Source organism: Halomonas sp. (assembly GCF_041689495.1).
Taxonomy (GTDB): Bacteria; Pseudomonadota; Gammaproteobacteria; order Pseudomonadales; family Halomonadaceae; genus Halomonas.
Window position 1 is genome coordinate 1 of sequence record NZ_JBDNGD010000260.1, and the last position, 6,307, is coordinate 6,307.

General features: G+C 62.5%; 6 protein-coding genes. All 6 read right to left on the bottom strand.

Annotation, left to right across the window (positions count from 1 at the left end; all coding sequences use genetic code 11):
* Nucleotides 1-102 precede the first annotated feature (102 nt).
* Nucleotides 103-1,599 (bottom strand): tripartite tricarboxylate transporter permease, encoded by a 1,497-nt coding sequence (locus ACESMD_RS09125; protein ID WP_372612435.1) that lies wholly within the window; start codon nucleotides 1,597-1,599, stop codon nucleotides 103-105.
* Between the two features lie 50 nt (nucleotides 1,600-1,649).
* Entirely contained in the window at nucleotides 1,650-2,195 is a 546-nt protein-coding gene (locus tag ACESMD_RS09130) for a tripartite tricarboxylate transporter TctB family protein (protein ID WP_372612437.1), read from the bottom strand.
* Nucleotides 2,192-3,208: a Bug family tripartite tricarboxylate transporter substrate binding protein gene (locus ACESMD_RS09135; RefSeq protein WP_372612439.1), complete on the bottom strand. Its 1,017-nt coding sequence runs from the start codon at nucleotides 3,206-3,208 to the stop codon at nucleotides 2,192-2,194. The genes ACESMD_RS09130 and ACESMD_RS09135 overlap by 4 nt, the downstream gene beginning before the upstream one ends.
* A gap of 120 nt (nucleotides 3,209-3,328) precedes the next feature.
* Nucleotides 3,329-3,859 (bottom strand): chromate transporter, encoded by a 531-nt coding sequence (locus ACESMD_RS09140; protein ID WP_372612441.1) that lies wholly within the window; start codon nucleotides 3,857-3,859, stop codon nucleotides 3,329-3,331.
* On the bottom strand, nucleotides 3,856-4,395 hold the full coding sequence (locus ACESMD_RS09145) for a chromate transporter (protein ID WP_372612445.1): 540 nt from the start codon (nucleotides 4,393-4,395) through the stop codon (nucleotides 3,856-3,858). The genes ACESMD_RS09140 and ACESMD_RS09145 overlap by 4 nt, the downstream gene beginning before the upstream one ends.
* A 29-nt stretch (nucleotides 4,396-4,424) precedes the next feature.
* The gene (locus ACESMD_RS09150; RefSeq protein ID WP_372612443.1) at nucleotides 4,425-6,056 is read right to left on the bottom strand and encodes a gamma-glutamyltransferase family protein; all 1,632 of its coding nucleotides are present in this window, start codon (nucleotides 6,054-6,056) and stop codon (nucleotides 4,425-4,427) included.
* Between the last annotated feature and the right edge of the window lie 251 nt (nucleotides 6,057-6,307).

The window sequence follows — 6,307 nt, forward strand, 5'->3', positions numbered from 1 at the left end:
AGTTCTTGCTTCAGGTGGGCTCCATCCTTGCAGGCCTTCAGGTACACGCACTCGTACTTCACGCTGCGCCAGAGCCGCTCTACGAAGTTGTTCATACCGGATCTAAATAGCGCTTGTCGAAGGTTTAAGGCGATGCTTCAAAGCGAATGCGATCGACACCACGGCGAGGATCAGCAGGGCGAGCGAGATCGGCCGAGTGAAGAACAGCATCCAGTTCTCGTCGGTCATCAACGCCCTGCGCAGGTTAGTTTCGGCGATCGGCCCGAGAATCACCCCGAGTACCAACGGTGCCAGCGGGTAGTCCAGCTTGCTGAGGATATAGCCGAAAATGCCAACCCCGAGCAGCAGGTAGATATCGGTGACACGGTTATTGAGGGCGAAGGCACCGATTACACAACACACCAGCACCACCGGTACAATGACCGAGCGCGGCACGGCGGTGACGCGCAGGAACAGCTTCATGCTGAACAGACACACCACCAGCACCATGAACGCGGCGAGCAACATGGCCATGAACATACCGTAGACCAGGTCGCCGTGATCCAGAATTAGCCGTGGACCGATGCCGATGCCGTGGACCATCAGCGAGGCCATCAGCACCGCATCGACGGCGCTGCCGGGAATGCCGAGGGCGATCATCGGGATCAGGCCGCCGCCGGAAGTTGCTGAGTTGCCCGATTCCGAGGCGATCACGCCTTCCGGATCGCCGGTACCGAAGGTTTCCGGGTGCTTCGAGGCGCGCTTGGTCTGGTCGTAGGCCAGCAGGTTGGCGATGCTGCCGCCGGCGCCGGGCACCGCACCGATGAACACCCCGATCAGCGATGAGCGGATCAGGTTGACCGGGTAAGCCAGCGTCTCGCGCAGTGCATCGAGCGGCTTAAAGGTCACGTTGGCGGGAATCAACTGCTTACCGCGCTGGGTCTGCTCGGCGTCCTCAACTTCCTGGAGGAGCTGGCTGACGGCGAAGATACCGATCAGCACCACAAGGAACGGGAAACCGTTGGCGAGCAGTTCGAAATCGAAGGTGAAGCGCGCCACGCCCATCATCGGGTCGGCGCCCACGGTGGCGATGAACAGCCCCAGCAGACCGGTCATCAGCCCCTTGAGCATCGATTTGCCGACCAGGCTTGCGACCACCGTCATGGCGAAGATGATGAGCGAGAAATACTCCCAGGGACCCAGCTTGACGGCGATCATCGCCAACGGCGGAGCGGCGATGATCAGGACGATCGCGCTGATCAGGGCGCCGAAGAACGAGGCCCAGATGCCTAGCGCCAGGGCGCGGCCGGGCTGACCGTTGCGGGCCATCGGGAAGGCGTCGAAGGTGGTGGCCACCGATGAGGGCGTACCGGGGATGCCCAGAAGGGCAGCGCTGATCAGGCCGCCGGAGTAACCACCGACGTACACTGCGAGCATGGTTGCCACGCCCTGCAGCGGATCCATAGTGAAGGTCAGCGGCAGGGTCAGCACAATGGCCATGGTAATGGTGAAGCCGGGGATCGCCGCGGCGATGACGCCGCCGACCACGCCGAGCAGCATGGTAACCATCGTCGACAGAGTAAATAGTTGGTCGATGCCGGCGAACAGCGCTTCCATCATATTGCGTCTCCTCTCGAGGGCAGCCGCGAAGTCGCAGAATCAGCTCAAGTTCAACCAAATGGGCCGCGGGGAAGGCTGATAATGAAGATATCCCGGAACAGCCAGTCGATGCCGAACGAGAACGTTACGGCGATGACCGCAGCGATCGCCAGGCTACGCGGGCGGCGTACGCCGAGCGCGAGTTGGGCCAGGACCAGGAATGACAGCGAGGCCAGGCGAAAGCCCAGCAGTGGTACGCCGACGATGTACAGGGCGAACAGCGCGAGCATGCCGAGCGCCAGGCGGTAGCGCCATAGCCAGCGTCTGACCAGCCCCGGCGCGGCGGCCGTCTCGGCACGATAGCGTCGCCACTCCTGCGCCATGATGCTCAGGTTGATCAGCATCAGTACGCCCAATATCAGACGCGGAAAGCTGCCCGCGCCGAGCGGTTCCCACATCGACGAAGGCAACGCCCCGGCACGCACGAATAGTGCGGCGAACAGCGCCACCAGCGCGCCGTTCAGCACCAGATGGGCGTGGGCATTGGCGCGACGAGTATCGTCATCGACGACCCGGTCTGATGACCGGGTCTGCTGCAAGGGAGCCGGTGAGCTCATTTGGCCAGCTTCCCTGATAGACGCTCGATGGTCTCGTCGGTAGTTTCGAGGTAGTCGGCGAACGCCTCGGGGCCTTCGAAGTGCACCAGGGCGCCAGCGTTGTTCACCGACTGGATGAACTGCTCATCCTGGGAGAGCTCCTGCATGGCATCGGCGAGCATTGCGACCTTGTCCTCGGGGGTGCCCTTGGGGGCGATCAGGCCGCGCACGATGTTGAGGCTGAGCGAGTCGTAGCCGAGTTCCTTGAAGGTCGGCACGTCGGGGGTCTCTTCCTGACGCTCGTCGCTGCCCACCGCCAGAAAGCGCAGGTCGCCGTTCTTGACGAACTCACCGCTCGAGGCGATGTCGCCGATCGCCGCATCGATGTGCCCACCGACCAATGAACGGATGCGTTCGCCGGTGCCCTCGAAGCCGACGTAACGGAAAGACAGATTTTCGGCATCCTCGATCATCGCCGCGTGGACGTGGGGAATGCCGCCCAGGGTCACGCCGACACGAATCTCGCCGGGGTTGTCCTTGGCGTAGTCGACGAACTCGTCGAAGGTCTGCCAGGGGCTGTCGGCGTTGATTGTCAAATACTGCGTCGAGGTGACCAAGGCGGCGACCGGGGTGAAGTCGTCCCAGTTGAGCTGGGTCAGCTGGGTATGGTTGGCGACCAGCAGGCCCTCGTGGATCTGGCCCACCGTGTAGCCATCGGGATCACGCTTGGCTAGCTCCTTGAGGCCGGTGGTGCCGCTGACCCCGGGCATATTGATCACCGGCATCGGCTGACCCAGGTACTGCTCGACGTGGTTGGAGACAACGCGCATCAGCGTGTCGCTGCCGCCGCCCGGCGACCAGGGCACGATGAATTCCACCGGCTTGTTAGGGTAGTCCTCCGACTGGGCCAGCGCCACGGCGCTGGAGGCGAGCGCGGTGCCCAGTACCAGGCCGCCGATGGCCAGCTTGAGGCGCATGGAACGGGAGGCTCGAGTCTGGCTCGGGTTGGTGTGCTGCAGGGAAGTAAATGACATGGCTGTTTTATCCTTTAGGTCATCGTAGTGGCTCGTTGAGTTGCTGTTAGCCCGTCAGGGCCCTTGCTGGATTCGTGCGGCGTACCGCCGAACCGCGAACGGGCAGGTCCCGGTCGCCCGCTAACCGAGTAGCAAGGCGCCATAGCCGAGCCCGAAACACACGACGAAAGCCGGATGGATCCGGGTCGCCAGAAGAAGTACTGCAGAGACGCCACCGACAATCGCGGTGTGTAGGAGGCCGGAAGTATCCAGCCCTTCGTTCAGAAAACGCCATGTCAGGTAGGCCATCAACGCCATCACTACCGGACGTACCCACTGGCTCATTGACTTGACCTTGATCGAGTCACGGTAGCGATACAACGTGCCCAGTGCAATCAGCATCAGTATCAACGACGGCGCAACGGTGGCAAAGGTGGCGACCAAGGCGCCGAGCGCGCCGGCAACGTCATAGCCGATGTAACCCGCCATCTTGGTGGCGATCGGGCTGGGCAGGGCGTTACCCAGTGCCAAGGTCTCGGCAAACGCCTGCGAGCTCATCCATCCATACCGGCCAACCACCTCGTTCTCGATCAACGGGATGATGGCAGGACCTCCGCCGTAACCGACAATATTGGGTATGAAAAACGCCATGAACAGTTGCCAATAGATCACTTGCTCACCTCACTAACCGTTTGGCGAGGTTCGGGCCGCAGTAGCGCCGCGAGCAGGATCGCCCCAATCACCAACACCGGGTGTAGGCCCAGCCAATAGATCAGCCCACCTGAAACAGCACCCATCGCTAGTGTCAGCAACCAGCCGAGGCTGACCCGAGACTTTTCGAAGAAATCCAGGGTCAGTTGAGCCATCATCACCATCACCACCGGCACCACGCCCTGGCCCATGCCCTGAACCCAGCGCTGATCTCCATGGCGGGCGTAGAGCCCAAGCAATGCGATCATCGCTACGATCACCGGCACAATCACAGCGGCGACAGCGCTGAGTGCACCCAGAACGCCGCCGACCCGGTAGCCGATGTAGCCAGCCATCTTGGTAGCTATCGGGCCGGGCAAGGTGTTGCCGATCGCCAGCACGTCGCCGAACGCTTCGTCATCCATCCAGGCGTGGCGCTTGACCACCTCCTGATGCACCAGCGGAATCATCGACGGGCCGCCGCCAAAGCCGAACAGGCCAATGCGCAGAAAGGCCATAAAGAGTTGGGCTTGGGTACGCAGCACGATCACAGCACCGCGATGCTGGAGTCGGTACGCGGCTCTGTTCCACCGCAGTAGATGCCGGTATCGGGGTCGCGAATAATCATCTGTCCGCGACCGAATACGCGGCTGTCATGGTCGACCTGCATGTCGTGACCGCGCTCGGCCATCGCCAGGACCAAGGGGGCGGGGTAGCCGTGCTCAATGCCGATACGCTTGCCGCCCAACCACTGCCAGCGAGGTGCGTCGAGCGCGGCCTGCGGATTGAGACCGAAGTCGATCAGATTCATGACAACCTGGACGTGCCCCTGGGGTTGCATAAAACCACCCATCACCCCGAATGGCCCCAGCGGTGTACCATCGCGAGTCAGAAATCCGGGAATGATGGTGTGAAAGGTCTTCTTTCCGGGCATCAGGCAGTTGTCGTGGTTCTCGTTGAGGCTGAAGTCATGGCCGCGGTTCTGCAGCGCGATGCCGGTGCCCGGCACGACGACGCCGGAGCCGAAGCCGTGATAGTTGCTCTGGATGAAGGACACCATATTGCCGTCGCTGTCGGCGGTGGCCAGATACACGGTGCCGCCGGCATTGGGCTTGCCCGGCTCAGGCGTGATGGCGCGCTCGCCAATCAGTGCGCGGCGCTGTTCGGTGTAGGCATCGGACAGCAGTTGCTCCACCGAATAGGTCATATGCTCTGGCTGACTGATGTGGGTCTTGCCATCGGTGTAGGCGAGCTTCATGGCCTCGATCTGGCGGTGCAGAAGTTCGGGATCGTCGCGGTGCGTGGGCGAGTAGCCGTCGAGCAGGCGCAGTGCCATTAGCGCCACCAGACCCTGGCCATTGGGCGGAATCTCCCACACGTCGACGTCGTGGTAGCGCGTCGAGATCGGCTTGACCCACTCGGGATGATAGCCGGCCAGGTCTTCCTTGCGCAGATAGCCGCCGGTCTCGCGGGAAAACGCATCGATACGCTCGGCCAGTTCACCACGGTAGAAGATCTCGGCGCCGCTCTCGGCGATGGCCTCCAGGGTTTGCGCCTGGTCCTCGCAGCGGAACCATTCGCCGGCCTTGGGCGCCCGGCCATCAAAGGTGAAGGTGTCGAACCAGGGACGGGTCGCGTCGCCTTCCAGGTGGCGCTGGAAGGTCGCGGTGCCGCGCTGCCACAGGCTGGTGATCACCGGTGACACTGGAAAACCCTCCCGGGCTAGGCGCACGGCCGGGGCGAGAAGGGTCGCGAAGTCGAGCTTCCCAAAGCGCCGCGACAGCTCAGCCCAGGCCGCGGGAGTGCCGGGCACCGTGACCGGCGTCCAGCCGTACAGTGGCATGCTGACATGGCCGGCCTCGGCGACCGCCTGCGGAGTCAGCGCAGCAGGGGCGGCACCACTGGCGTTGAGCCCGTGAAGCTCGCCGTTGCCTTGATCGTCGTTGGCGATCCACACCAGGGCGAAAGCGTCGCCGCCGATGCCGCAGCCGGTGGGCTCGACCACAGTCAGCGCCACGGCGGTGGCGATGGCTGCATCCACGGCGTTGCCCCCCTTGGCCAGAATGTCGCGACCGACCTGAGCGGCCTGGGGCTGCGAGGCGGCGACCATGCCGTGTCGAGCGTAAGTGGCGCTACGTTGTGAAGGGTAGGGCGTTGCCGATGAAAAAGGTGTCAACATGCCATCTCCAATCGATTATTGTATTATATAACGGTTCAGTTTAAAAAAACGATTTTCTTGGAATGACTATGGTCCGCTTCCTGGTTAACGTCAACACAGGACTCACCCGGTGAAGTGGTCCCCATCCTCTGGACCACCTGACAGGTCATCTAAGCTCTGATCGGTTGTTCATTGGCGTCAGGCCGCCTGGGTCAGTGGTTGATGGTAATACACCTCATCGGGTGTCGCGTCGTCCAATCCTTGATGGGGCC